This is a genomic window from Tenuifilum thalassicum (assembly GCF_013265555.1).
GTDB lineage: Bacteria > Bacteroidota > Bacteroidia > Bacteroidales > Tenuifilaceae > Tenuifilum > Tenuifilum thalassicum.
In genome coordinates this window covers 2,196,161-2,220,198 of record NZ_CP041345.1, presented here as the reverse complement: position 1 = coordinate 2,220,198, position 24,038 = coordinate 2,196,161, and the positions used below count along the sequence as shown (strand labels likewise).

The following is a 24,038-nucleotide window of genomic DNA, read 5'->3' as shown; positions in this document are numbered from 1 at the left end:
AGTTGATATTATAAGTTAAGCGATTCAGCGATTAGCTCTGCAATATCGTAATTGCGCATCTTTTCCTCCTGGTTCTTGTACTTAATACCATCGGTCATCATGGTCATACAGAACGGGCAAGCTGTTGCAATAACCTCTGGTTCTACCTTCAGGACGTCTTCCATGCGTTCAAGGAAAACTTCTTTGTTCCCTTTTTCAGCCTCCTTAAACATTTGGGCTCCACCAGCACCACAGCAAAGGGCAAAACTCCTATTGCGCTCCATCTCAACAAGTTCTCCTCCTAACTTTTTAAGAAGTTTGCGGGGTTGCTCGTATATTCCGTTGGCACGACCCAAATAGCAGGGGTCGTGGTAAGTGATTTTTGTTCCTTTAAATTTATTGGTGTCTAATTTTATCTTACCCTCGTCGATGTATTGGTTAAGTATGTCTATATAGCTGATAACCTCAAAGTCGGCGCCAAGGTCGGGGTATTCATTTTTAAACGTGTTGTAGCAATGCGGGCATATAGTTATTACCTTTTTAATCTCATATGCTTTGAATAGCTCAATGTTTTGTAGTGCTTGCATTTGGAAGAGCATCTCGTTCCCTGCCCTGCGTGCAGGGTCGCCAGTACAGGTTTCCTCTTTACCTAGAACTGCAAAGCTAACATTCAAATGAATTAGGATTTTAGCAAAGGCCGCTGCTACTTTTTTGTAACGGTCGTCGTATGCTCCGGCACATCCAACCCAGAAAAGGTATTCGGGTTTTTCACCTTTAGCAAAAAGGTCGGCCATTACAGGAATTTCTATCTTTCGTGTTTCCATTTTCAAATTAAGTTAAGCGTTTGACTTGAATAATGGTGAGGTGAAAAAACGCTATAGTGCTTTTGTTTCTAAATCTTTAGCCCACAGTAATCTGTCTTCGGGGGAGTACTGCCAGGGTGCACCATTATTCTCAATGTTGTTGAACATGGCTTTAAGTTCGCCGGGAGCGGAACCCTCCTCCATAACCAGGTAACGGCGCATTTCAACAATTAGTTTGGGATGGTCAATATTGATTGGACATTCCTGTGCACAAGCATTGCAGGTAGTGCAAGCCCAAAGTTCTTCCTCGCTAATATAGTCGCGAACAAGCGATTTGCCATCGTTATAGTCTCGTCCGTTTTTAAGCATATGCGGACCTTTCTCCTTCATCCTGGCGCGTAGGTCCATCATTACTTTACGAGGTGATAGCTTTTTTCCTGTGATGTTAGCCGGACAAACCGATGTACAACGACCACATTCGGTACATGCAAGTGAATCGAAATAGCTCTTCCAAACTACATCTTCGGCGTCTTTTACTCCAAAACGTTCAATTGGTGCCTCCTCTGCAGGTGCTGAGAATGCAGTTTCGGGGTTCATCATCAGTTTTACCTCGCGGGTAACATTATCCATGTTGGGAAGTTTGCCAAGTGGCTCTAAACGTGAGAGAAAAACGTTTGGTATCGACATGAAAACATGGAAATGCTTTGAGTATGGAAGCAGGTTAGCAAAAATGAAAATAAGTAGAATGTGAATCCACCAGTAAACTTGATAATGAGTAAATACACCATCAACCGAAATGCCATCGAATAACGATGTAAGATGTTGGCTTACTGGGTAAATTCCATGAATATTGTGTCCTGCAAGTTGAGCCCACTTAATGTATGCGGCATTCATGCCCATGAGCGAGAGCATGAGAACAAGTATTATTGTTAAAGCAATGTTGGCATCTATATGAGAGATTTTTTTCATCTCAATGCCTTCGAATCGCTTAACATGAAGGAATATTCTGCGGATTAGGAAAACAATAATTGATATGGCTACTAAAAGTGCGAAGATATCGCCAGCAGCCATCATGAAATTGTAAAATCCACCAAGAAAACTCAATGATTTTTCTATTCCGAAGAGTCCGTCTATTACCATTTCAATACTGCCAAAAAGGATAACGCAGAATCCCCAAAATACTAGTGCGTGTAATAATCCAATTACAGGACGTCGAAAAATTTTTGTTTGCCCAAAAGCCACTTTAAGAGTAACCAAAAGCCTTTTGCCCAACTTATCAACCTTAAACCCCTTGCGGGTTAACATGAAGAACCTTGCTATTCGGCTGATAGTGTAAGCAAAAACACCAATGGTTGCTAGTAGTGCTAAGGCAAAAACTATTTGCTTAGTCATGTTGTTGGTTTTTGGTTTATGTTTTGGTTTATGCCTTATTTAGCTTAAAAACCTGCTGCAAAAGCAGCAGGTTTAATAAACTAAGTGCTAAAAAAAACTATTTGCCTTTAATCTCTTTAACAGCTTCAACGAGCTGTGGCAATACTTTTTGTGCATCGCCAACAATTCCGTATTGCGCTACTTCAAAAATAGGTGCGGTTTTATCGTTGTTAATGGCAACAATATATTTCGAACCGCTAACACCAGCAATATGTTGTGTTGCACCAGAGATACCAACAGCGATGTAAAGGTTAGGTGCAATGATTTTACCAGTTTGTCCGGTGTGTTCTTCGTGTGGTCGCCATCCTTCGTCGGAAACTGGGCGAGAACAAGCGGTTGCTCCACCAAGAAGCTCGGCTAGTTCCTCAAGTGGTCCCCAGTTGTCGGGCGACTTCATACCACGTCCACCTGAAACCACAATTTCGGCATCAGTTAGAAGTAACTTACCAGTTTGCTTTTGCACGTCTTTTACAACGGTTTTAGGTGCATCGGTTTGGAAGTCAACCCTCTCAACTTTTACTTGTTTGCTGTTTTCAACAATATCAAAAGAGTTTTGGGTAAGGGTGATTATCTTAACATCGGTTTTAAGCACCACATGCGCAAAAGCAGCGCCTGAGAATGTGCGCTTGTAAACAGTAAAAGGCGAAGTGCTAAGTGGGAGTTGCGAAACGCCCGAGCCTAATGCTGCTTTTAGCTTTACCGAAAGGCGAGGTGCAATGGATTTCCCTGAGTTGTTATTTGATATTACAATAACCTTGCTACCTTCGTCCTGAGCAACCTTTGCAATAGCGTTTGTATATAGCTGGCTGTCGAGGTTTTTTAAATTTTCGCTCTGAAGGCAAAGTACTTTATCGGCTCCATATTTGCCTAAGGTGTTTAGCTCATCATCATTAACATTACCTATGGTAACTGCTGTTGTGGTTGTTCCCAACATTTCGGCTACTTTGCTACCGTATGATACTAGTTCGTATGATAGCTTTTTAAACTTGCCGTCCCAATTCTCGGTATATACTAGTACTGACATTTTCTTTAGAATTTTTAGGTTTAACCTTAAATAAGTTTGGTCTCGTTTTGTAGTAAGGTAATTAGTTCCTTAGGATTTTCAGGATCAACAAACTTGCATGCAGCGCGTGGTTTTGGAAGTTCGAATTTAACGTATTCAGTTAAAGGATCTATAGCAACAGGTTCAATAACTTTAATGGGTTTGCTTCGAGCCATCATAATTCCACGCATTGCAGCGATTCTTGGTTCTTTGGCTATACCTTTTTGCACAATTGCCACAAATGGCGTGGGGACAGTAACGGTCTCTTTTCCACCATCAATTTCGCGGGTAATAATAGCCTCATTATTTTCTATATTGAGCCCAGAAACGGCTGATACAGAAGGAATATCAAGAAATTCGGCAAGCATGCTACCAACTGCAGAACCATTGTAATCGCTTGACTCAATACCACACATGATAATGTCGAATTGTTCCTGCTTTACCACTTCGGCTAACTGAGCCGCAACAAAGTATGCATCTGCAGGGTCGGCGTTTACCCTAATAGCATTATCTGCTCCAATAGCAAGTGCTTTGCGGATGGTTGGTTCTGTTGTAGCAGGACCTACATGAGCAACAGTAACACTGCTAACTCCTGTTGATGCATTATCTTTAAGCTCTAAAGCTCTGGTTAGTGAAAGTTCGTCCCAAGGGTTTATTACCCATTGTATTCCATTGGTGTCGAGCTTAGTATCGCCATCAACAAATTTCACCTTTGTGGTGGTATCAGGCACATGGCTAATACAAACAAGAATTTTCATTTGCTTTTATTTGTTAGTTAAACATTTTGTTGTTGCAAGTTCTACTCATATCAAATCCACAAATTTAATGTAATCTTACTATTTACAAGGGTGTTATTTAGAATAGAATTTGTAATCAAAAGAAAATCAGTACAATATTTAAAATATTATTTTTCAACACCCTTTAGCTATTAAACGAACGTGCAAATCTATATTAATTGCTCTAAAAATCAACCCTTATTAAAATATATAATTTTAAAAAGAGTATAACTGGCAGATTTATAAGATGTTGAGATTTTATCGCTTTTAACATTTTTTTGGTCACCATTTAGCTTTTATTGACCAAAATCATCTTAACAAAATTGATTTTAAGTCGTTTAGATAGTAAATTTAATAAAGTTGATTCTGTTTTATGAGTAGCGAGTTTATCAATATATTAATTAATCGTTTAGATAGTGAAATAACCAATTCACTTCTTGAGTTGGATTTGGCTGAGAAAAATATGACGAGCAAATGGGCTGCTAACCCTGAGCATTTAACTAAAGAGATTATCGATTCTGTGATTAAGTATTCAATGAACAGGAATAGGAGCCTTTCGTTTTTTAAACTGATAATTAGGCTACGGTCGATCTTGAATAGTAATAACGATTCTTTATTGAGTTTAGAGGAAAAATCTGGCATAAGAATTGATGAAAATGCTGAAAGAATAATTGTGTCAGAAGATTTAGGATCTATCATGAACGATAATATTTATTCGAAAGTAAAAAATATAGAGTTTACTATTTCCAAAGAGTATTCAGTGTTTATAGCTGATAGTTACACAAAATTATTGGAAAAAGAGAGGTACGAGTCGTGTTCTATCATTCAAACCATGCAATACTCTTATAATTAGTTTTTTTAGGTTTAGGTTTACAATAGGTTAGGTGGTTGGCATCCGGGTCGTTTTGGCGTCCCGGATGCCTTCTTTTTATGGTTGTATGATCCGGGATGATATTAATTACCTTTACGTAACATGGCTTTAAACCATTATGTTGCTAATCCAGATAGTTCCAAAATCTACAATTGGCTTATTCCTCGTTAATGTAAATTTAAAGTTGGTGTGGCACTTCTTTCAGGTAGATATATCGGTTTACAAAAAATGGTTACCTTTATGCAAACAAACAATAATTGCCATGAACAGAGTAGTGCTCATTGGGGCAGGTAATTTGGCTACCTCGCTGGCCTATGCCTTAAAAATTCATGGATGTTCAGTTGTTCAGGTTTATTCTAGAACTATGAAAAGCGCTAAAGCGCTAGCCGACAAGGTTGATGCTAAGGCGATAGATAGTTTTGGTAATATCGTCACTGATGCATCGTACTACTTTGTGGCGCTGCCAGACGATGCAATTTTACAGGTTGCTGAGAAATTACCTAAACTAAATGGTATTGTGGCTCACACTAGTGGGAGCACGCCAATGTCTGTTCTTAATAGAGTTCAGGCACCAGGTTTTGGAGTTTTTTACCCGTTCCAAACTTTCTCGCGTGAAAAAGTTATCCCCTTTAACAATATTCCCATTTGTCTCGAGGCCTCTGATGAGGAAACCTATACCAAACTTGAACTTTTAGCGCAAAAGATTTCCGATATAGTTGAGCCAATGAATTCGGAGCAGCGACGATGGCTCCACCTTACAGGTGTGTTTGCATGTAACTTTACCAATCATATGCTTTCCCTGGCATACAGTATAACAGCCATGCATAATATAGATTTTAATATAGTAAAGCCATTAGTGCTGGAAACTATATCAAAAGCATTTGAAGGGAATCCAGCCGATTATCAAACTGGGCCTGCCATTCGTTATGATAGCGTAACATTGAGGCGGCATGCCGAAATGTTGAAAGAATTTGGCTTGGATGAATTATACAATCAGCTATCTTTGAGCATTCAGAAATTAGCTCAAAATAGAAAACTATAATAAATACAATTTTTACGCATGGCAAATAAAAAGAATTTTAAGGAGCTTCTACCTCAGGTTAAGGCATTTGCATTTGATGTTGATGGTGTTTTTACCGATGGAACCGTAATTCTTCACCCCTCGGGTGATATGTTGCGCACATCAAACACCCGCGATGGATATGCTGTTCATGTTGCAGTTGAGCGTGGATTCCCCATAGCAATTATTTCTGGTGGTAAATCGGAATCGGTGCGAGATCGATTTAAAGGGTTGGGAGTAACCGATATCTATCTGGGGACACACGATAAAGTTGACGCTCTTGAAGATTTTAGATTTAAGTATGGAATTGAACTATCCGAAATCCTATACATGGGCGATGACATGCCCGATTATGAGGTGATGAGTCGAGTTGGTGTTCCCACATGTCCTCGAGATGCTACCCCGGAGATTCAGCAAATCTCGGCATACATTTCGTCATATAATGGTGGGAAAGGTTGTGTTCGAGATGTTATTGAACAAGTTCTCAGGGTTAAAGGCTTATGGGGGCCATCGTCTAATGGATTACAGTAAAACTTGCAAGTTATGTACAAATACCTTCGTTTAATTAGGGTTAAGAACTTGCTGATAGTTGCAGCAACAATGGTTCTTATTCGGTATATGATTATCCAAACGCTCCTTAATGGTTATGGATTGGAACTACAACTTCCTCTTTGGTGGTTCGTTGAGCTGGTTGCTGCAACCGTATTGATTACCGCTGGTGGTTACGTTATTAATGACTACTTCGACACTAAGGCCGATTTGATTAATAGGCCTGAAACTGTGGTTGTGGGCAAAACAATTACTCGGCGTGGTGCAATTGCATTTCATTTAGCTCTTACTATAACTGGTATTGCATTGGGTACAATCGTTTCTTTTAAGGTTGGACGCCCAATTTTTTCTTTGCTGTTTTTCTTGACAAGCGGCATATTGTGGTTCTATTCTACAATTTATAAGCGACAGCTTTTAATTGGTAATTTGGTTGTTGCCATTCTTACGGGAACTGTTCCTTTAATCCCGTTGATTTTTGAACTTCCTATGCTTGGTACTTATCGTGATATTATTTTTATTTATCAACTTAACTTGAGAGTGATACTCTACTGGGTAGGAGGATTCGCATTTTTTGGATTTTTGCTAACACTTGCTAGAGAGATTATTAAGGATATAGAAGACTTTGAGGGTGACACTACCCTCGGTAGAGATACAATTCCTGTCCATTATGGGGTGAAAAAGGCTAAATTAATTGTGGCTTCCATTCTAGCAATTACCCTTGTGGCTTTGGTGATACTCTTCTCAGCATATCTTTTTAAAATCTCCAAAACTGGTTTCGATTATATTTCACTGGTTTACATGGTCGTTTTGGTTGCCTTGCCGATTTTTGTTTTAATTTTTAGCGTGTTGCTTGCTAGTACAAAGTCCGAATATCATAGAGCAAGCCTTATTTGTAAACTAATAATGCTTTCTGGTGTGCTTTATACTTTAGTTTTTGCATACATCGTTAATTAGTTTTTTTTATGCTTTTACAGGAATTGCTAATCGATAAAAAATTGGTCCTGGCATCTAAATCGCCACGACGAAGGAATTTACTTAAAGGATTGGATGTTGATTTTGAGATATGGGATACCTCGCACGACGATGATGAACCTTTTCCTCAAAATATTCCTCTTCATGATGTTCCCGTATATCTTGCTCGTTACAAGGCTTCCCATTTTGCCGATAGGCTTGATGCTAAAACAATTCTTTTGGCATGCGACACTATAGTTGTTTGTTGTAACCAAATACTTGGTAAACCAAAAGATGAAGCGGATGCCAGGCAGATAATAGGTGCGCTTCAGAATAAATCACATACAGTAATAACTGGTGTTTGCATTAAATCGAAAGATATAGAGCGTGTGTTCTCGGTTTCTACAGAGGTATATTTTAAAAGGTTGAGCCCAGAGCAAATCGATTACTACGTATCAAAATATAAGCCTTTCGATAAGGCGGGTGCATATGGCGTTCAGGAATGGATTGGGTATGTGGGTGTTGAACGAATCGATGGTTCCTACTACAATGTAATGGGGCTGCCTGTAGAAACTTTACACGATCAATTAATCTCTTTCATAAAATTGATATCAAAATAAAAAAAAATACTTAGCGATGAAGAAAAAAGTGTTATTACTAGTATTATCAGCAGTGTTTACTTTTAGTGCCATTGCCGATGAGGGTATGTGGATACCCATGCTAATAGGCAAAAATATTCCCGAAATGCAACGCATGGGATTTAAGTTAACAGCCGAGGACCTCTACAGTGTAAACCATTCTAGTTTGAAAGATGCCATTGTTCAGTTTGGTAGAGGATGTACTGGCGAGCTAATTTCCGATCAAGGTCTTTTAATCACAAATCACCATTGTGGTTTTTCGTCAATACAATCCCATTCAACTGTCGATAATAATCTTCTAGCAAATGGTTTTTGGGCAAAGTCGCATGCCGACGAACTTCCCAACCCAGGGCTCACGGTTAGGTTTCTTGTTAGAATGGATGACGTAACCGATAAGGTGTTGAAGAATGTAACGACCACCATGACTGAGCTAGAACGCGCAAAAGCCATTGGGCAGGTTGCTGATAGCCTTATTGAATTGGCAGAAAAAGAAGGGGTTGGCTATGAGGCTATTATTCGTCCTTTTTACTATGGAAACCAGTATTTCATTTTTGTTTATCAGGTTTTTGAAGATGTTAGGCTGGTAGGTGCCCCACCTGAAACTATTGGCAAATTTGGTGGCGATACCGACAACTGGGTTTGGCCACGCCATACTGGCGATTTCTCAATGTTTCGTATTTACGCCGATAAAAATAATAATCCTGCACCATACTCGCCCGATAATGTACCCTATAAACCAAAACGTTTCCTGAAGATATCAACGAAAGGTATAAAAGAAGGCGATTTTACTCTGGTTTATGGTTTCCCTGGTCGTACAAAGCAGTATATTACTTCACACGAAGTAAATCTGATAATTAACCAGATAAACCCAAATAATATTGCTTTGCGCGATATTAGGTTGTCGATTTTTGATAGCTTTATGAGTAAAAATGATACCATTGCCATTAAGTATGCTTCAAAACATGCGCGTGTTGCCAATGCCTGGAAAAAATGGATTGGTGAAACAATGGGACTTAAAAGACTTAATGCTGTTTCAAAGAAGCAGGAACTTGAGAGCATGTTTGCTGCCTGGGCATCGTCAAAACCAGAGTTGAATGAACGATACGGATGGCTACTCCCTAAATTTGAACAGCTATATTCCGAACTTGCACCGCTATCGTTAATTGCAAATTATAGGTACGAAGCTGTATATGGTGTTGAGCTTATTGGCTTTGCATCGCGTTTTGAAAAATTAATCAATCTTGTTCTAGATCCAAAGGCTGATAAAGATAAACTTGAAGCGCAAAAACAGGCACTTATAGGATATTCCAGAAGATTCTTTAAGGATTTTGAACTTGCTGTTGACCGCGAAGTATTTGCTGCTATGATGCAGGCATACTCAGAACGGGTGCCTGAGCAACTTCAACCTCAATTTCTTCTCAAAGTGAAGGAGCAAAATGGTAATTGGCGACAGCTTGCTTCGCAAATATACTCCCAAACTGCTTTTGCCGATAGCGTTAGAGTAATTACCCTTCTTTCAGGTATTGACAGCATTACAGTAAAAGAGTTTGTTAACGATCCCGTATTTGGCATCTACCTTGATTTTGAAGATTTTTATCGTCAAAACATACGCGATAGATATTACGAGATTAGCGATAGCCTTAACGTGCTTTATCGATACTACGTTGAGGGCTTAATGCGTATGCAGCCTGACAAGCGATTTTTCCCCGATGCAAATTCCACATTACGAATTGCATATGGTAAAGTTGGAGGTTTTGCTCCGCGCGATGGCGTAGTTTACAACTATTATACAACTATCGATGGGGTATATGAAAAGGCGCAGCAGCGCAATGTGCCTGATTATGTTGCACCCGAGCGTTTAATTGAATTTTACAAGAAAAAGGATTTTGGCCCCTATGCCGAAAATGGCACTGTGCCAGTTGCATTTATTGCTTCGAATCATACCACTGGTGGTAATTCAGGTAGTCCTGTTCTGGATGCTGAAGGCAACTTAATAGGTGTTAACTTCGACCGCTGCTGGGAAAGTACCATGAGCGATGTAATGTTCGATCCTAACTACTGCCGGAACATAACCCTTGATATACGCTATGCACTATTTATCATTGATAAGTTTGCTGGTGCTAAAAACTTAGTCGATGAGATGGAGATTATTAACTAGATTTATCATTATGCATAATTAAGCCGCCCTTTTAGGGTGGCTTTTTTTGTGCTATTTGTTGATGGTTTAAAGGGATTGTATTGATGCTTATGCGGTTCAAATTGTTTAGTAAAATCAAATGTTTTGTGGTTTGCTAAGTATAAGTGGTATTGTGAACTTGAATACAGAGCCAACCCCTTCCTCGCTTTCAACCCAAATTTTACCACCTAACAGCTCCACGTATGCTTTTGCAATGGAAAGCCCTAAACCTGAACCTTGAAATGCTCGTTTGTCCGATAAATCGGCTTGAACAAAACGGTTGAAAATTACATCTTGTCTATCTTTTGGGATACCAATTCCAGTATCTTTAACAAAAAATTCAATTATGTTGTCTTTTAAAAGGTAACCAAAACAAATGTTTCCTTCATCGGTAAATTTCAACGCATTTTTTATAAGGTTGCTCAGAATGGCATATAGCTTTTGGTTGTCAGTATATATCTTCAGTTCCAAATTGCTGTAAGGTATAGAAGGGAATAGGGTTATCCCTTTTTTGATAGCCTGAGGGTTATAAAAGTTGTAAAGTTCAATTAGTAATTTGTCAATATCGGTTTCAGTATTTACTATGTTAATTTCACCAGCTTCAATCTTCGAAATATCAATTAAATCGTTAATTGTATTCATCAGCCGCTCAGCGCTTTTGTTAACAATGTGGATGTATTTAGATTTGGTTGCTTCTGATAGGTCGGGCTGTTGTAAAAGGTCAAGAAAGCCCAAAATTCCATTCATTGGTGTTCGAATCTCATGGCTCATATTAGCTAAAAATGCCGATTTTAACTTGTCTGATTCTTCTGCTCTTTGTTTTGCAACTATCAAATCTTCTCTTTCCTTCTTAAGTTGATTTTGTAACTCTTTTTCATTTATGATTAAACTTTCAAGATGATCAACTAAGAATGATATTGCAATAACTAAAATGGTATTAAAGATTATCAGGTTAAACCCAATAATCAGCCATGCATTTACTGTTAAATCATTAAAAAAATTAGGTCTAGGAATTAGATTGTTTATAGTAAAGGGCAACGAAAAATAAACAGCTGCGTTGATTGCAACTGATATAAGTCCAACTCGTTTACTAAAAAATAGTGTAGATAGAAGTGAGATGCTGAATAATACAATGGTTGCAGGCCCTTTTGTCCCTAAATAAATGAATAGGACTATGGCTAGAATGTAAGCATTTACGACGAAGATAATTTTTTTAGTAGTAATGCTTAATTTCCTGCTAAATGTGATGTAAGTTATTGTTGCTATTGCAATCGTGTCAATTATACCTATTGCATATTTCTCATGTTCAACTGAAAAAAAAACGCTTGGTATGTAAGCTAATATTCCAAAGAGAAAAGTAATAAGCAAAATGGAGAAAAAAAGATCATTTCTCAAAAAAGATAGGTCCTTCCTTTCGTATAAGTGATTTGGAATGCAAATTATTTTTTCATAGTAACGGTTTCTTATGTTTTTGAATATCTGAGTCATAAAAAAGATATAAACTGGTATTTTTAGTCATGTTTCAAATAGAAATACGTAAAACATTTAAATTGGTTTCTGATATAAGGTTGGATAAATGCAATAAATAATCAATTGGGATGAGAAAATAAGTAGGATTTTGTAGAGTAGAAATGTTTGATTATTGACTTGAATATTATGAGTTAAATCTATAAGACAGAATTTCAATGATATAGTGTTGGTTGAACTTTTTCTTACTTTTAATTGCAAAGAAAAATGTTTGCTATTGTTTTGGTTGAGGGTTTTTGTTAATCGCGTTTCATTTTAATCTAAATACTTTCTGCATGTTGTGCATAAACCCCCTAGTCCCCACTCCTTGAGCAATAAGATGGAGAGTTTCGGTGTTATTATTTGGAAATATCGATCCGAATAGTCCTTTGATTTTTGGAATGCTAAACATGAAATCGTCGAGTGGTGTAGATGGGCCTAGCATGAAAATGGAGCAATGTTCTGGTGTCGATTTAACTATTCCATAAAAGGTGTTGTTGCTAATGCTGGTTGAGGTAAGGATGATGCAATCTGCATGCGATAGATACTTGGCTTGCACTTCCATAGGTAGAACTGGAGCTTCGTGTTGGTCAATGTCAAATACATAAGGCGATACACCTTTGCTTTTTAATTTTTCAACCAGCGATCCAAAATATCCAATCATGACAACATTGTTGAAGTCTTTAAATTCCACAGCATTAAAAATGTCGCCCGTACCATCAAATTTAACTCTGTAGTTAAGTACAGAGTTAACGTAAGCATTTGCTAAAATTCTATTGTTTTGACTTTCAAAAGTAATTCCATCAGAATTTTGTTCTCTAACTTTAGTCCCAAGTGTTGCGCATACGCCAATGTTTCCATCGGGACATTGGGCTGCAACATATTTATCACCTAATGTAAAAGTTATATCTTTATATGGAATTTGCTGATTTGCTTTTGCAAAAAGTTTCTCCAGAATATCTAGCTTTGTGTTCATTGTCTATCTTTGGGTATTATTTAATTAAATGGAAATTACTGCTCTAACTGAACGGCTAAAATACTCACTTCGGAAAAAAGATGTGCAACAACTAGCACATTTTTTTTGCGAGCATCCCGACGGAGTGAGCTTGCTTTTTGAAATTAGCACCTCAAATAATAAAGAGCTAGCCTTTCATGCAGCTTGGGTGCTTGAAAATTGTTTGCTGGCCGATAAAAATCTTCTTGAAGTATATGTACCTCTATTACTTAAAAGTATTCCAGAGTTGAGAAATAGTTCAGTGCGACGTCATTTTTGTAAGATTCTTAAGGTTTGGTTGGTTCAGGATGATAGAAATTTGCAAAAACTTGTTAGAGAGTACAATGAAGATGCTGAGGCGTTGGTAGAAACTTGTTACGATTGGTTGCTAGATGCTAAAGTTCCGGTCGCCGTTAAGGCGCATTGTTTAGAAATCTTTTTTGTTCTGTCGAGACATTTTAATTGGCTTAGGAATGAACTCCCAAATATTTTTAGATTAGTTCAGATTAATAGTTCACCGGGGGTTCGAGCAATGGTCCGTAGGTTAAATAAAAATTTAGAATTAGGTAATGAGACTTGATGTTTATTTAGTTGAAAATGGCTTTTGCCGTTCACGCGAACGTGCAAAGTATCATATTATGGCTGGTAATGTTTTGGTAAATGGCAAAAAGGTTATTAAACCTTCGTACGCAGTTTCCGATGCTGATATTGTAGGGTTAAACCAGTCTTCGTCTGATTTTTTCAGTAAGGGTGCTCAAAAGTTGCAGAAAGCAATAAATGACTTTAATCTTGATTTTAACGATAAACTCGTGCTTGATGTAGGGGCCTCAACTGGTGGTTTTACCTTTTGTGCTTTACAGCATGGGGCAAAGTTTGTTTGGGCAGTAGATGTGGGATCCAACCAGCTCGATGAATTTTTGATTAATCACTCTAAGGTTTGCTCATTGGAAAAAACTGATATCAGAACGCTCGATTTGAAAACTATTGGAACACAGGTAGATGTTGTCACTGCCGACCTTTCGTTTATATCGCTTACCCAAGTTGCCGAATCCTTGGTTCGGTTTCTTAAGCCCGATGGCTTCATGGTGCTTCTTATTAAACCACAATTTGAGGCTGGGAAAGAGCATGTTGGTAAAAATGGAATAGTTAAGGATAAAAAGGTACACGAGGTTGTTGTTGGAAATGTGGCTAGATGCTTTGCAAGCCTAAACCTCTATCTAAATAATATTACATTCGCACCTTTAAAAGGTAAAGGGTATAACATTGAGTATCTTGGCCTTTTTAGTAAATCGCAAACAATTACAACCAATATTAATTTTGTAGTTAATAAGGCTTTTGATTTAAATAGAACATTGAAATGATAAAAACAAAATTTGACAATTTTATTGAGGCTATTTCCTGGATTGCTAAAAGTTTGCTGATTGGTGTTGCGATTCTTTTCATTTCTCGATTGGTTTTTCTTGTTTCCTATGCCAATTGGCAGGAACTAAGTGGATATTATCTTGATGTTATACGAGCATTTGGTGTTGGGCTAAAGTTTGATATTAAGGTGTTAACCATAGCAATGCTTCCTTTAGCTTTGGTTTCGTTAGTTCGTTTTGTTTTTGGCAATAGGGTAGGGGCGTTTTTTAAATTCTTTAAGTGGTACTCCACTCTGGTAATTTTTTTTGTAATACTTTTTGAGGTCATCAACTTCTACTTTTATAAATTCTACTATTCAAAAATTAGCGTTATCATTTTTGGCTTTTTTGAGGATGATACATGGGCTGTTTTAGTGTCAATTTGGAAGGAATATCCTGTAATTCCAATGCTTTTAATGTTTATTGTAGTTTTTTGGGCTTTAAGTAAGCTGTATGGCAGACTTTTTATACCCCTAAGATTTCGTTTTAGCGATTATGTAAAACCCTTATGGTTGAGGTGTGTTGTAGCTTTTTTTGTTTTGGGACTTTACTTTTTAGGTATGTATGGGAACCTTGGTGTTGTTCCGCTTGATGGAAGGCATGCAACCATCTCGGGAAACGTATTTGTTAATGACTTGCCAATTAATGGTTTATTCTGTACTAAAATGGCATGGAAAGAACGGGAAAAAAGTAGGATTGAAACCAATCCTAGTAAAATGCTTAAGCGGTATGGGTTTAAGTCGATATCAGAAGTTGCAAGTGTTCTATATGATGTGAATGCAGATTCGGTTACAAATGAAACCTTTTACGCATTTACCCCAAAAAGTGATTTTCTTAAGGATAATCCACCTAATGTTGTGTTTATCCTAATGGAAAGTATGAGTAATTTTTATTTCGATATCCATTCCGATAGCTGCAATTTGCTAGGAACTCTTGCTGATGTGATTGATAGCTGCTATCTCTTTAGAAATTTTCTCCCATCATCGGCTGGAACAATTTATTCTCTGGAAAGTATTCTGGTTAATTCTCCCAAAAGCCCCCTTTCTCAATCGCAATACCAACACCACTCATTTACCACTTCTGCTGTCAAACCTTTTTATGATAAAGGATACACCAATATTTTCCTCACTGGTGGGAAAATGGGTTGGCGGGATTTGGATAAGTTTATTCCACGTCAGTATTTTAATGCCGTTGAGGCAGAGCCAACACTTCGAAAGAATTATCCCAATGGGAAATATGGTGAATGGGGCATGCACGATGAGGTGCTTTTTAAAAGGGCCTACGATTTGCTAAGTCAATCCGACGGTAAACCTTATCTTATTTTCGGTATGACTATTTCGCATCATACTCCATACGATATTCCCGATGACTATAAACCTTTCCCCATCTCTCTACCATCTTGGGCTAAAGAGCGGATGAAATTCGATGAGGATGTTGTGATGAAAGGGCTAAAAGCTTTTCAGTATGCAAATAGCTGTTTGGGAGATTTTATTAAACAGGTTATTTACTCACCCTTAGGTGAGAATACAATCATTGTCGCAACGGGCGATCACAATATTAAGCAAAACTTTGAGTATCCTCAAGAGGAACTGTTTATGAAGTATTCTGTCCCAATGCTTATGTATATACCTCCCAAATATCGCCCTAAAAAAGGAATAAATACAAAACGATTTGCTTCTCATAAGGATATATTCCCAACCCTTTATCATTTGGCTTTGTCAGATGCAAAATACCTTAACTTTGGGAATAATTTATGCGATAGTATTAATACTTTCGATTTTGGAATGCATTGCTACACAATTGCTGCCGATAGTGTTGGTTTTATCGACTTTTCTTCGGTGCCCTTGTACTATAAATGGAACGATAAGGAGCATCGTAAGTTAAACCCTCATGTGGTTGAAAATGACTCGCATTTCGACTCATTAATGGTTAGGGCTAAGGCATTAACTGCTGCTATGAATTGGTTTATTATTAAAGATGTTGAGAAGAAAAAGAATAATTAAGATGACCAATATGTATGTTAAATAAGATTAAAATACAAACAAACGGTGCATTGACATGTTTCTATTAAAACTTAAACATTGAGCATGAATCGAAAAATATTAATATTATTGATAGCGATACTGTCTATTCCTGCTTCCATAGCTGCACAGGATAAAGGATTGGTTAAAGGGAGGGTGTTTGATTCAAAGACAAACGAACCCATTCCTTTTGCTACAGTAGTTGTGTTTGGAACAACTATTGGAACTACCTCTGATTTTGATGGAAACTTTGTGATAGCAGGACTTGAACCTGGCTGGGTTGAACTTCAGGTTTCTTTTATTGGCTATAAGCCTTATGTTACTCCTGCGGTTATGGTTACCCGTTCTAAAAATGTTTTCCTCGAAATTCCTTTGGAGGAAGTGGCTTTGGACATTGAGGGGGTAGTGGTTACGGCTTCTGCTTTTCGCAGAAGCGAGGAAGCACCGCTTTCGCTTCGCCGAATTGGTATTGCTGAGATTGAGCGTAACCCAGGTGGTAATCGCGATATAAGTCGGGTGATCCAGTCGCTGCCTGGTGTTGCTCCATCGCTCGCCTACCGAAACGACGTGATTGTCCGCGGGGGTGGCCCAAATGAAAATAGGTTTTACCTCGATGGAGTTGAGATCCCTAACCTAAATCACTTTGCGACGCAAGGTGCATCAGGTGGCCCTGTTGGAATTATTAATGTTGATTTTGTAAGAGAAGTCAACTTCTATTCAGGCGCTTTCCCTAGCTCTGCTGGGAATGCGTTAAGTTCAATTCTCGATTTTCGTTTAATTGACGGTAATAGTGAGCGGTTAAAGGTAAAGGCTGCTGTTGGTGCCTCCGATTTGGCACTAACACTTGATGGCCCACTAACAAAAAATACAACCATGATCTTTTCGGCTCGTCGTTCATACCTACAATTCCTTTTTAGCGCTTTAGGGCTGCCCTTTTTGCCTACCTACAACGATTTTCAGTTTAAAACAAAGACTAGAATTGACTCAAAAAACGAAATTACAGTTTTAGGTCTTGGGGCCATTGATGACTTTGAGCTAAATCTTGGTTTAAAAAATCCCGATGAGTATCAGAGTTATATTCTTGGTTATCTGCCTGTAAATACACAATGGAATTATACATTGGGAGTTGTTTATAAGCATTATGCCGACAATGGTTACCATACCTTTGTTGTAAGTAGAAATATGCTTAACAACCGTCAGTATAAATTTACCAACAACGATGAAAATCTTCCAAAACTCCTTGACTATACATCATGGGAAGCCGAAAACAAGCTGCGCTACGAACACGATTTTAAATGGAACGATTTTAATGTAAACTATGGTGCTGGTTTAGAGTATGCCCGTTACTTTAACTCTACATTTCGGGCAAAATTTGTTGGCGATACCTATCTGCCCGACACCTATGAAACAAACATGGATTTGTTTAAATGGAGCATGTTTGGTCAGCTGAATAGGACTTTCCTTAAATATTTAACACTTTCATTCGGAATTAGAGCCGATGCAAATAGCTACTCTAATACTATTAGTAATCTTCTTGATCAAATTAGCCCCCGCTTTTCCGCCTCATATGCACTTAAGCCAAACTTTTTCCTTAATGCTAATGTGGGACGTTATTTTCAATTACCACCATATACTGCTTTAGGATTTGCTGATACAAATGGTAATTTGGTTAATAAAGAGAATGGAATAACATATATTAAATCCGATCACTTAATGGCGGGTTTTGAGTGGCAGCCCAATGAAACTAGCCAGCTAACGGTTGAGGGTTTCCTTAAGTTTTATGATAAGTATCCTGTCTCAATAAACGATTCGGTATCAATATCAAGCAAAAGTGCCGATTATGGAACTTTTGGCGATGAGCCGTTGGTTTCGACAGGTCAAGGAAGATCCTATGGCCTAGAGCTTCTTTATCGAAATAAAAAATTGCTTGGCTTTAATGCTTTGTTTTCTTACACTTTAGTTAGAAGCGAGACGAGCCTTATGGATAATAACTTACAACCAACCGATAGTTGGATTCCTACATCGTGGGATAACCGCCACCTAGTTACAATAACCGCTACGCGATCGTTCAAAAAAGGTTGGGACTTTGGGTTTAAGTGGCGTTTGGTTGGAGGTCCTCCATATACTCCCTACGATTTAGCTACCTCCTCGTTAATCAATGTGTGGGATGTTCAGCGCCAGCCGTTGTTTGATTATTCCCGTTTTAATAGTAAAAGGCTGTCGGCTTTTCACCAGCTCGACGTGCGCATCGATAAGTCATATTTCTTTGATAAGTGGATGTTGAACATCTATGTTGATGTCCAAAATGTTTATAATTTTCAGGGAGATAGACCACCGCTCTACACAACTGCTGCGGATGCGAATGGTGCAGCATTAGTCGATCCCAACGATCCTACTAGATACCAGCTTAAAAGGATTGAGGGTTCAGGTGGAGGAACCGTGCTGCCAACAATTGGTGTTATTGTAGAATTTTAAATTCTGAAGTGATGATTAAAAAAACTTTATATATTCCATTGATGGCTGCAATGTTTGCATCGTGCGGCACTGCCAATCAGCCCAAGTCGGAAAATGTGATGCAAGAATTGGATACGGAGCCTTTTGCCGATGGCATTCCTGCCCAAATAGTAGTAGTTGGTGGTGAGGAGTATAAATATCCGATAATGGCAATTTGGGTGGAAGATTTAAATGGTAACTATTTGGGCACGCTATACGCTTCTAAATCAATATCAACAGGGGTTTTTAGATATGGGGTTTACGAGAAGGGTAAGTGGATGCCGGGCGAAAGGAACAGGCCAGCAGCATTGCCGCGTTGGAAAAATGTTTCAACATTAAAATCAAGCGAATCTCAACCTGTTGATGCTTTTAGTGGTGCTACGCCATTTGGTTCCTTTACGCTAAAAACCAGGTTGCCTAAAGGTATAGATTCCATTAGGGTTGTAATGGAAGTAAACAAACCGTGGGATTTCAATAATTACTGGCACAATAACCGTTATCCAGGCGACAAGGAGTATGCAACATCAGGCCAGCCCGCTTTAATTTATGAGGCAGTTATTTTAAAGAGTTCTGCTGAAAAACAATTCTATTTTAAGCCTATAGGGCATAGTCATCCATCGGGATCGAATGGCGAGATAGAGCCTGATATATCTACCTTTACATCAGCACTTAAAATTGTTGATAGGGCCTGGGTTGAAATTTTAAAGTGATGAGCAATAGTACATTCAAAAAAACTGCTGTAATTGTTGGTGGATCTGGTCTTATAGGTAGCCATCTCATTCCTTTACTCGTTGATGATGGTTATAGGTTAAAACTCCTAACTCGAAGGCCAGAAAATGTGAAGTCAACTAATTCAAAAATTGATGTAATAAAATGGAATGGTGAACTCAATGATGACTTAGTGGGGGCGTTAGAAAACACCGATGTGGTTATTAACCTTGCAGGGCATAACATTGCAACGCTTTGGACTAAAAAGAATAGAGATAGAATTTTCTCAAGCCGAATTCATACAACTCGCTCTATTGCAAAGGCTATCCTCATGTGCCAAAATCCCCCTAAAGCCTTTGTTCAGGCTTCGGCAGTTGGGATTTATCCATTTAACAGTATCGACGTTTTAACCGAACATTCACAGGCTGGTAACGGATTTCTTTCGCAGCTAGTTAGTGGCTGGGAGCAAGAAACGCTTGCCAGCTCTAACTCTACTCGTGTAGTTTTAATCCGAACTGGTATTGTTTTGTCAAAATCTGGGGGCTTCTTTCCAAAAATTGCAAAAACAGTTCGTTTGTTTCTGGGAACCATATTTGGAAACGGAAAACAAGTTGTACCTTGGATTCATATTTCCGACCATATTAGGGCAGTTAAGTTTCTTATTGATAAACCTGACGCAGTAGGTGCTTTTAATCTTACTGCCCCTTCATTTTCAAGCTACTCCGATATTGTAAAAGAGGTGGCTAAATATTACAGACGACCAGTTTTGTTTAAGGTACCTTCGTTTTTATTACGTTTACTTCCTGGTAAAATGGGCGATGAGGTTTTTCTTGCAAACCAACCTGTTAAGCCAGAACGATTGATTGGTCTTGGATTTGCCTGGAGTTTTCCTACACTCGATAAGGCTATTAGAAATCTTTTGGACAAGTAGGTTTGCAAATATTTTTCTTAACTTAGCAAACTGAATTATTTCAGAGCATTATGGATGATTTGACTATTGATATTCGTTCAGCTAATATCTTTCAAGATGACAACTTAATCCTTTCTGATGTGAACTTTTCGCTTGCTAAGGGTGATTTTGCTTATCTTATTGGTAGAGTGGGGAGTGGTAAAACCAGCTTGATAAAAACAATTACTGCTGAAATTCCGCTGAAAGATGGCGAGGGTACAGTGTGTGGGTTTAACTTACGCAAGCTTAAGCGAAAGCAAATCCCAAAGTTGCGTCGGAAAATAGGAGTGGTTTTTCAAGATTTTCAGCTGCTTAACGATAGGAGCGTATACAACAATTTGCTGTTTGTGCTCAAGGCAACTGGCTGGAAAGATAAGCAAGCCATCAAACAGCGAATTACTGAAGTGCTCGACCTGGTAGAGCTAAAGTTCAAAGACTATAAAATGCCCCATCAGCTTTCGGGTGGTGAGCAGCAGCGTGTTGTTATTGCCAGGGCTCTCCTGAACAATCCTGAACTAATTCTTGCCGATGAGCCAACTGGTAATCTCGATATGGAGACATCCGAGGGTATAATGCAAATTCTACACAACCTATCAAACTCAGGAATCTCTGTCTTAATGGCTACTCATAACACGCATCTGATTAAGAAATTTCCTGCTAAGACCTTTAAATGCGAAAAGGGAAAGGTTATTGAAACTCAGCACATGACCGAAATCGACTTTGAAAGCCTGATGGAATTGTAGGAGATTTATTGAGGAATGTGATGGAGTTAAAAGAAGTTAGAGGAAGTTAGAGGAAGTTAGAGGAAGTTAGAGGAACACAGTGTATTGTTTTGTCATGCCGTGCGTAGTCGAGGCATCTCTTCTTGAAGAATGAATCGGAATGACTCGGAAATAATCGGAAGATTTTGTCGTTTAACGCTTAACATTTAACGTTTAACGCCTCTTATCCGTCCTCGCCAGACAAATCTGAAATTTTGAACCTTGAACTTTATCCTTTATCCTTGAACCATGCCTTGTCATGCTGAGCTTGCCGAAGCATCTCTTCCTGAAGAATATTAGGAAGTTAAAAGAAGTTAGAGGAATGAAAGACTCGGAATGATTCGGAATGAAACGGAAATATTTGGAATGAACGTGAAGATTTATGTGGCCATGTTTGTTTTCCTCCTCTATGCCTCTGTGCATTTCTCTGTGTAACTCTGTGGTGTAAGAAATATAATGCAGATCCCTCTAATATACAATATTTTATCGTTTAACGTTTAACGTTTAACGCCTTTTATTCGTTTAAGAAGCACAAGTCTTGAATTTTGAATTTGAAATTTTGAATTTGAAATCTTGAATCCTTCTCCACCTAATTTGCCTTAGGTTTTTAGCTAGTTCATTTTATGGGATACTACTTTCACTTGACTATAAAACTATATGTCTAAAGTCCTAATTCCTTCTTTAGCCTTAGTATTAAGTCAGATGCAGGTATACTGTTTTTTGTGTAGTTTAGATATTTGCAGGGCTTTGCTCCAAATCCTGAAAAGAAATGTGCGATGCTTGGGATCATTGATCCTTCAAAATCTAAGGTTTTACCTAAGCCCGAACGGTTTTTAATTTGGTAGTCTAAAAGGAAATGAAGCGAACTGCTTTTAATTCTTTTGTTTCGAGCTCCAAGTAGATAGTAGATAGTATCATTGTTTTCTGCGAACAGCGCAACGCTTCCAATTTCGTTGCTTTGGTTAATGCATCCTAGCAAAGTCAGTTTCTGCTGTCGTATTAAGCACTCAATCAGCTGCTTGATTATTTTAATCTCTTTAGCAGGGCTTTCTATATGGCCATTATATTTATAAAAGGAAATGAACTCGGAAGGAGTTAATGATGTTGTAATTGTGTGGTTTTTTGCAAAGGCTTTAAGTATGTTTCTCTTTGTATTTTCCTTGTATTTTGGAAAAATTTGATCGTCGTAGTTTAGAAGGTCGAGCATATAGGTTACTCTGGAGTTGGTGTCACTTTTATGTTTATCAGTTTTATTGTGAATATTTAGGTTGATATTTACGTATTTGAACTTACTTGGAATATTATCGATAAATGTATCAACCAGTTCAGGGGTGATGTGCTTTGAAGAGTATAGCCCTAACTGCTGACAATAAAGGGGCTGGATAATGTAGTTTATCCCATATTTTTTCTTTGTAGGAAGAGGGAAAAGATAATCGTAGTTATCGGTAATTAGTGCGCTCCAACCTGGAGAAACAATATCCAAATACCAGGTATAAGCATAGATGTTGCTGTTAAATGCACTTTCAATACCTTTATTCCATAGCTCATCAATAATCTCTTCGCGGGTTACAAATACTATTTCAGGAATTCTACTCATTTTTGCAAAGTGCTAAAGTATCTTTAAAAAGATTTAATAACGATGGCATGTTGTTTAGGTTGTTTGAGAGATAATCGATATGCCAAATTCCAATAAAAGTACCATCAACTTTTTTAATTGTGTTTATTATTCGTGTTATTAGCTCCTTTGCTTGGTTTGCGTCGTATTTTGCTATGTTTAATAATGCTTTATCCATTAAAGCAAAGGGGTAAACCTTTAGGTTTTTGGTTGTATTGTCGAATAAATCAAAGAACTGGTAAGGGGTACAAGTTCCAGCTCTAAAACCGGGTTTGTCGGCAAATCCCATAGAATACTCTTGTGCAATACCAGCACGTATTAGAGGATAGTAGGAGTAGGGTATGTTTTGTCGTAAGTAATGAAAACGTGAAGAGTATACAGCTTGTCCAACAATGTTTAGCAGCCTTTTAAGTTCTTTCCTAAATAAATCCTCATTTACAAAAGATCTATATGATGGGTGTATTCCTACGGAGTATCGGCTGGAAAGTTTGCTAACCAGGTTTGGTAAAAGATGATTATTAACCTTGATTTGCTTATCGTACTTGCCCCAATCCCCAACATGAATAAACCATTTTGTTTTCTCACCTTCAGGTAGAATGCTAAATAGATAATCATAGATGTCGTAAGGGTCTGCGCTTTTGTTGGTAAGTACATCAAAACGAAGTTTGGCAGCTTGAAAATCTAGTTTGATCAACGATTTCCCAAAACCTGCAAGGTTTCTTACCATTCCTTTCCCTTTTATGGCAAAAGCGCTATCAAGGTCTATGGTAACCTGGCTAATAAATTGGCGCTTCTTATGGCTAAGGGGGCCGTATTTGTCTTTGAGTATTTCAAGGAGCTTATAGGTCCATAAATCTACAATGGGGAGTTCTAGGAAGCCGTTTTGGAAGGCCATACAGTCAGTGTGTCTGAATCGGCCGTGTTTGTCTTTTTTGTGGGGTAAATACTCTTCATATCGTGTTATCATGTAAAATGCACCACCAAGCAAATCGAATGGTAGATCGGCTTTATGGTTGCTTGAGCACATTGGGAATGCGGGTAATCCTTCCCACTCGCCAATGCTATTGTGAATTGGAACAATGTTATCTTCAAAAAGAATAGGAGAGGGGTAGATGGTTAATGAGCTTGTAACTGGTTGCTTGTCGTAGCTTATAATTGGTCCTGTGTATTCCGATGCTTCAGAATAGGAACTTGATAGCCGGTAAGGAATGTGCATTATGTCTTTGAAAATAAACCGACAAATATATTCAAGTCTTGGAGTGATTTTTCGACTGTATATTAGTAGTTCCACGACAAAAGAAATTTATGGGCAATA

At 38.2% G+C, this 24,038-nt stretch carries 21 protein-coding genes; 13 read left to right on the top strand and 8 right to left on the bottom strand.

Annotated elements, in window-relative coordinates:
• Positions 1–8 precede the first annotated feature (8 nt).
• The 4 genes from FHG85_RS09310 to FHG85_RS09295 all read right to left on the bottom strand — a co-directional run bounded on the left by FHG85_RS09310 (position 9) and on the right by FHG85_RS09295 (position 4,013).
• Positions 9–803 carry a (Fe-S)-binding protein gene (locus FHG85_RS09310; protein ID WP_220429196.1) on the bottom strand — a complete coding sequence of 265 codons (795 nt, stop codon included), beginning with the start codon at positions 801–803 and terminating at the stop codon, positions 9–11.
• Between the two features lie 51 nt (positions 804–854).
• Positions 855–2,174: a 4Fe-4S dicluster domain-containing protein gene (locus FHG85_RS09305; RefSeq protein WP_173075187.1), complete on the bottom strand. Its 1,320-nt coding sequence runs from the start codon at positions 2,172–2,174 to the stop codon at positions 855–857.
• Between the two features lie 97 nt (positions 2,175–2,271).
• Complete coding sequence (locus tag FHG85_RS09300) at positions 2,272–3,237, bottom strand: electron transfer flavoprotein subunit alpha/FixB family protein (protein ID WP_173075185.1); 966 nt, start codon at positions 3,235–3,237, stop codon at positions 2,272–2,274.
• Between the two features lie 26 nt (positions 3,238–3,263).
• Entirely contained in the window at positions 3,264–4,013 is a 750-nt protein-coding gene (locus FHG85_RS09295; protein WP_173075183.1) for an electron transfer flavoprotein subunit beta/FixA family protein, read from the bottom strand.
• Positions 4,014–4,494: 481 nt separating this feature from the next.
• On the opposite strand from FHG85_RS09295, the gene FHG85_RS09290 reads away from it, so the two are divergent.
• The 6 genes from FHG85_RS09290 (at position 4,495) to FHG85_RS09265 (ending at position 10,258) form a co-directional block, all read left to right on the top strand.
• Positions 4,495–4,884: a hypothetical protein gene (locus tag FHG85_RS09290; protein ID WP_173075180.1), complete on the top strand. Its 390-nt coding sequence runs from the start codon at positions 4,495–4,497 to the stop codon at positions 4,882–4,884.
• A 280-nt stretch (positions 4,885–5,164) separates the two neighbouring features.
• Positions 5,165–5,944, top strand: coding sequence for a Rossmann-like and DUF2520 domain-containing protein (locus tag FHG85_RS09285; RefSeq protein ID WP_173075178.1), 780 nt, complete (start codon positions 5,165–5,167; stop codon positions 5,942–5,944).
• 18 nt (positions 5,945–5,962) lie between these two features.
• On the top strand, positions 5,963–6,493 hold the full coding sequence (locus FHG85_RS09280; protein ID WP_173075176.1) for a KdsC family phosphatase: 531 nt from the start codon (positions 5,963–5,965) through the stop codon (positions 6,491–6,493).
• Between the two features lie 12 nt (positions 6,494–6,505).
• The gene (locus tag FHG85_RS09275; RefSeq protein WP_173075174.1) at positions 6,506–7,465 is read left to right on the top strand and encodes a geranylgeranylglycerol-phosphate geranylgeranyltransferase; all 960 of its coding nucleotides are present in this window, start codon (positions 6,506–6,508) and stop codon (positions 7,463–7,465) included.
• A gap of 8 nt (positions 7,466–7,473) precedes the next feature.
• Complete coding sequence (locus tag FHG85_RS09270; RefSeq protein WP_246249198.1) at positions 7,474–8,082, top strand: Maf family nucleotide pyrophosphatase; 609 nt, start codon at positions 7,474–7,476, stop codon at positions 8,080–8,082.
• A gap of 16 nt (positions 8,083–8,098) precedes the next feature.
• Positions 8,099–10,258: a S46 family peptidase gene (locus FHG85_RS09265; protein WP_173075172.1), complete on the top strand. Its 2,160-nt coding sequence runs from the start codon at positions 8,099–8,101 to the stop codon at positions 10,256–10,258.
• A 114-nt stretch (positions 10,259–10,372) separates the two neighbouring features.
• Here the strand turns inward: FHG85_RS09265 and FHG85_RS09260 are convergent, their stop codons facing one another.
• Positions 10,373–11,764: a sensor histidine kinase gene (locus FHG85_RS09260; protein WP_173075170.1), complete on the bottom strand. Its 1,392-nt coding sequence runs from the start codon at positions 11,762–11,764 to the stop codon at positions 10,373–10,375.
• A 289-nt stretch (positions 11,765–12,053) separates the two neighbouring features.
• Complete coding sequence (locus FHG85_RS09255; protein WP_173075168.1) at positions 12,054–12,758, bottom strand: Rossmann-like domain-containing protein; 705 nt, start codon at positions 12,756–12,758, stop codon at positions 12,054–12,056.
• 28 nt (positions 12,759–12,786) lie between these two features.
• Here FHG85_RS09255 and FHG85_RS09250 point away from each other — a divergent pair, with 28 nt between their 5' ends.
• The 7 genes from FHG85_RS09250 (at position 12,787) to FHG85_RS09220 (ending at position 21,090) form a co-directional block, all read left to right on the top strand.
• Positions 12,787–13,356, top strand: a complete 570-nt coding sequence (locus tag FHG85_RS09250) for a hypothetical protein (protein WP_173075166.1) — start codon at positions 12,787–12,789, stop codon at positions 13,354–13,356.
• Complete coding sequence (locus FHG85_RS09245) at positions 13,346–14,137, top strand: TlyA family RNA methyltransferase (RefSeq protein WP_173075164.1); 792 nt, start codon at positions 13,346–13,348, stop codon at positions 14,135–14,137. The genes FHG85_RS09250 and FHG85_RS09245 overlap by 11 nt, the downstream gene beginning before the upstream one ends.
• Entirely contained in the window at positions 14,134–16,179 is a 2,046-nt protein-coding gene (locus tag FHG85_RS09240; protein WP_173075162.1) for an LTA synthase family protein, read from the top strand. The genes FHG85_RS09245 and FHG85_RS09240 overlap by 4 nt, the downstream gene beginning before the upstream one ends.
• An 84-nt stretch (positions 16,180–16,263) precedes the next feature.
• Positions 16,264–18,672 (top strand): TonB-dependent receptor, encoded by a 2,409-nt coding sequence (locus tag FHG85_RS09235; protein WP_173075160.1) that lies wholly within the window; start codon positions 16,264–16,266, stop codon positions 18,670–18,672.
• Positions 18,673–18,683: 11 nt separating this feature from the next.
• Positions 18,684–19,400, top strand: a complete 717-nt coding sequence (locus FHG85_RS09230) for a hypothetical protein (RefSeq protein ID WP_173075158.1) — start codon at positions 18,684–18,686, stop codon at positions 19,398–19,400.
• Positions 19,400–20,329: a TIGR01777 family oxidoreductase gene (locus tag FHG85_RS09225; RefSeq protein WP_173075156.1), complete on the top strand. Its 930-nt coding sequence runs from the start codon at positions 19,400–19,402 to the stop codon at positions 20,327–20,329. The genes FHG85_RS09230 and FHG85_RS09225 overlap by 1 nt, the downstream gene beginning before the upstream one ends.
• Before the next feature lie 50 nt (positions 20,330–20,379).
• Entirely contained in the window at positions 20,380–21,090 is a 711-nt protein-coding gene (locus tag FHG85_RS09220; protein ID WP_173075154.1) for a cell division ATP-binding protein FtsE, read from the top strand.
• Positions 21,091–21,769: 679 nt separating this feature from the next.
• Here FHG85_RS09220 and FHG85_RS09215 read toward each other — a convergent pair.
• A complete protein-coding gene (locus tag FHG85_RS09215; protein ID WP_173075152.1) occupies positions 21,770–22,705 on the bottom strand; it encodes a hypothetical protein in 936 nt (311 codons plus the stop codon).
• Positions 22,698–24,014, bottom strand: coding sequence for a DUF7033 domain-containing protein (locus tag FHG85_RS09210; protein ID WP_173075150.1), 1,317 nt, complete (start codon positions 24,012–24,014; stop codon positions 22,698–22,700). Before FHG85_RS09210 ends, FHG85_RS09215 begins: the two co-directional genes overlap by 8 nt.
• Positions 24,015–24,038 lie beyond the last annotated feature (24 nt).

What these genes read in the sequence shown, in the direction of transcription:
- FHG85_RS09255 (WP_173075168.1), bottom strand. Translation starts at nt 12,758, where the DNA reads ATGAACACAAAGCTAGATATTCTGGAGAAACTTTTTGCAAAAGCAAAT.
- FHG85_RS09290 (WP_173075180.1), top strand. Translation starts at nt 4,495, where the DNA reads ATGACGAGCAAATGGGCTGCTAACCCTGAGCATTTAACTAAAGAGATT.
- FHG85_RS09245 (WP_173075164.1), top strand. Translation starts at nt 13,346, where the DNA reads ATGAGACTTGATGTTTATTTAGTTGAAAATGGCTTTTGCCGTTCACGC.
- FHG85_RS09295 (WP_173075183.1), bottom strand. Translation starts at nt 4,013, where the DNA reads ATGAAAATTCTTGTTTGTATTAGCCATGTGCCTGATACCACCACAAAG.
- FHG85_RS09260 (WP_173075170.1), bottom strand. Translation starts at nt 11,764, where the DNA reads ATGACTCAGATATTCAAAAACATAAGAAACCGTTACTATGAAAAAATA.
- FHG85_RS09220 (WP_173075154.1), top strand. Translation starts at nt 20,380, where the DNA reads ATGGATGATTTGACTATTGATATTCGTTCAGCTAATATCTTTCAAGAT.
- FHG85_RS09240 (WP_173075162.1), top strand. Translation starts at nt 14,134, where the DNA reads ATGATAAAAACAAAATTTGACAATTTTATTGAGGCTATTTCCTGGATT.
- FHG85_RS09275 (WP_173075174.1), top strand. Translation starts at nt 6,506, where the DNA reads ATGTACAAATACCTTCGTTTAATTAGGGTTAAGAACTTGCTGATAGTT.
- FHG85_RS09310 (WP_220429196.1), bottom strand. Translation starts at nt 803, where the DNA reads ATGGAAACACGAAAGATAGAAATTCCTGTAATGGCCGACCTTTTTGCT.
- FHG85_RS09270 (WP_246249198.1), top strand. Translation starts at nt 7,474, where the DNA reads ATGCTTTTACAGGAATTGCTAATCGATAAAAAATTGGTCCTGGCATCT.
- FHG85_RS09305 (WP_173075187.1), bottom strand. Translation starts at nt 2,174, where the DNA reads ATGACTAAGCAAATAGTTTTTGCCTTAGCACTACTAGCAACCATTGGT.
- FHG85_RS09250 (WP_173075166.1), top strand. Translation starts at nt 12,787, where the DNA reads ATGGAAATTACTGCTCTAACTGAACGGCTAAAATACTCACTTCGGAAA.
- FHG85_RS09300 (WP_173075185.1), bottom strand. Translation starts at nt 3,237, where the DNA reads ATGTCAGTACTAGTATATACCGAGAATTGGGACGGCAAGTTTAAAAAG.
- FHG85_RS09285 (WP_173075178.1), top strand. Translation starts at nt 5,165, where the DNA reads ATGAACAGAGTAGTGCTCATTGGGGCAGGTAATTTGGCTACCTCGCTG.
- FHG85_RS09235 (WP_173075160.1), top strand. Translation starts at nt 16,264, where the DNA reads ATGAATCGAAAAATATTAATATTATTGATAGCGATACTGTCTATTCCT.
- FHG85_RS09230 (WP_173075158.1), top strand. Translation starts at nt 18,684, where the DNA reads ATGATTAAAAAAACTTTATATATTCCATTGATGGCTGCAATGTTTGCA.
- FHG85_RS09225 (WP_173075156.1), top strand. Translation starts at nt 19,400, where the DNA reads ATGAGCAATAGTACATTCAAAAAAACTGCTGTAATTGTTGGTGGATCT.
- FHG85_RS09265 (WP_173075172.1), top strand. Translation starts at nt 8,099, where the DNA reads ATGAAGAAAAAAGTGTTATTACTAGTATTATCAGCAGTGTTTACTTTT.
- FHG85_RS09215 (WP_173075152.1), bottom strand. Translation starts at nt 22,705, where the DNA reads ATGAGTAGAATTCCTGAAATAGTATTTGTAACCCGCGAAGAGATTATT.
- FHG85_RS09280 (WP_173075176.1), top strand. Translation starts at nt 5,963, where the DNA reads ATGGCAAATAAAAAGAATTTTAAGGAGCTTCTACCTCAGGTTAAGGCA.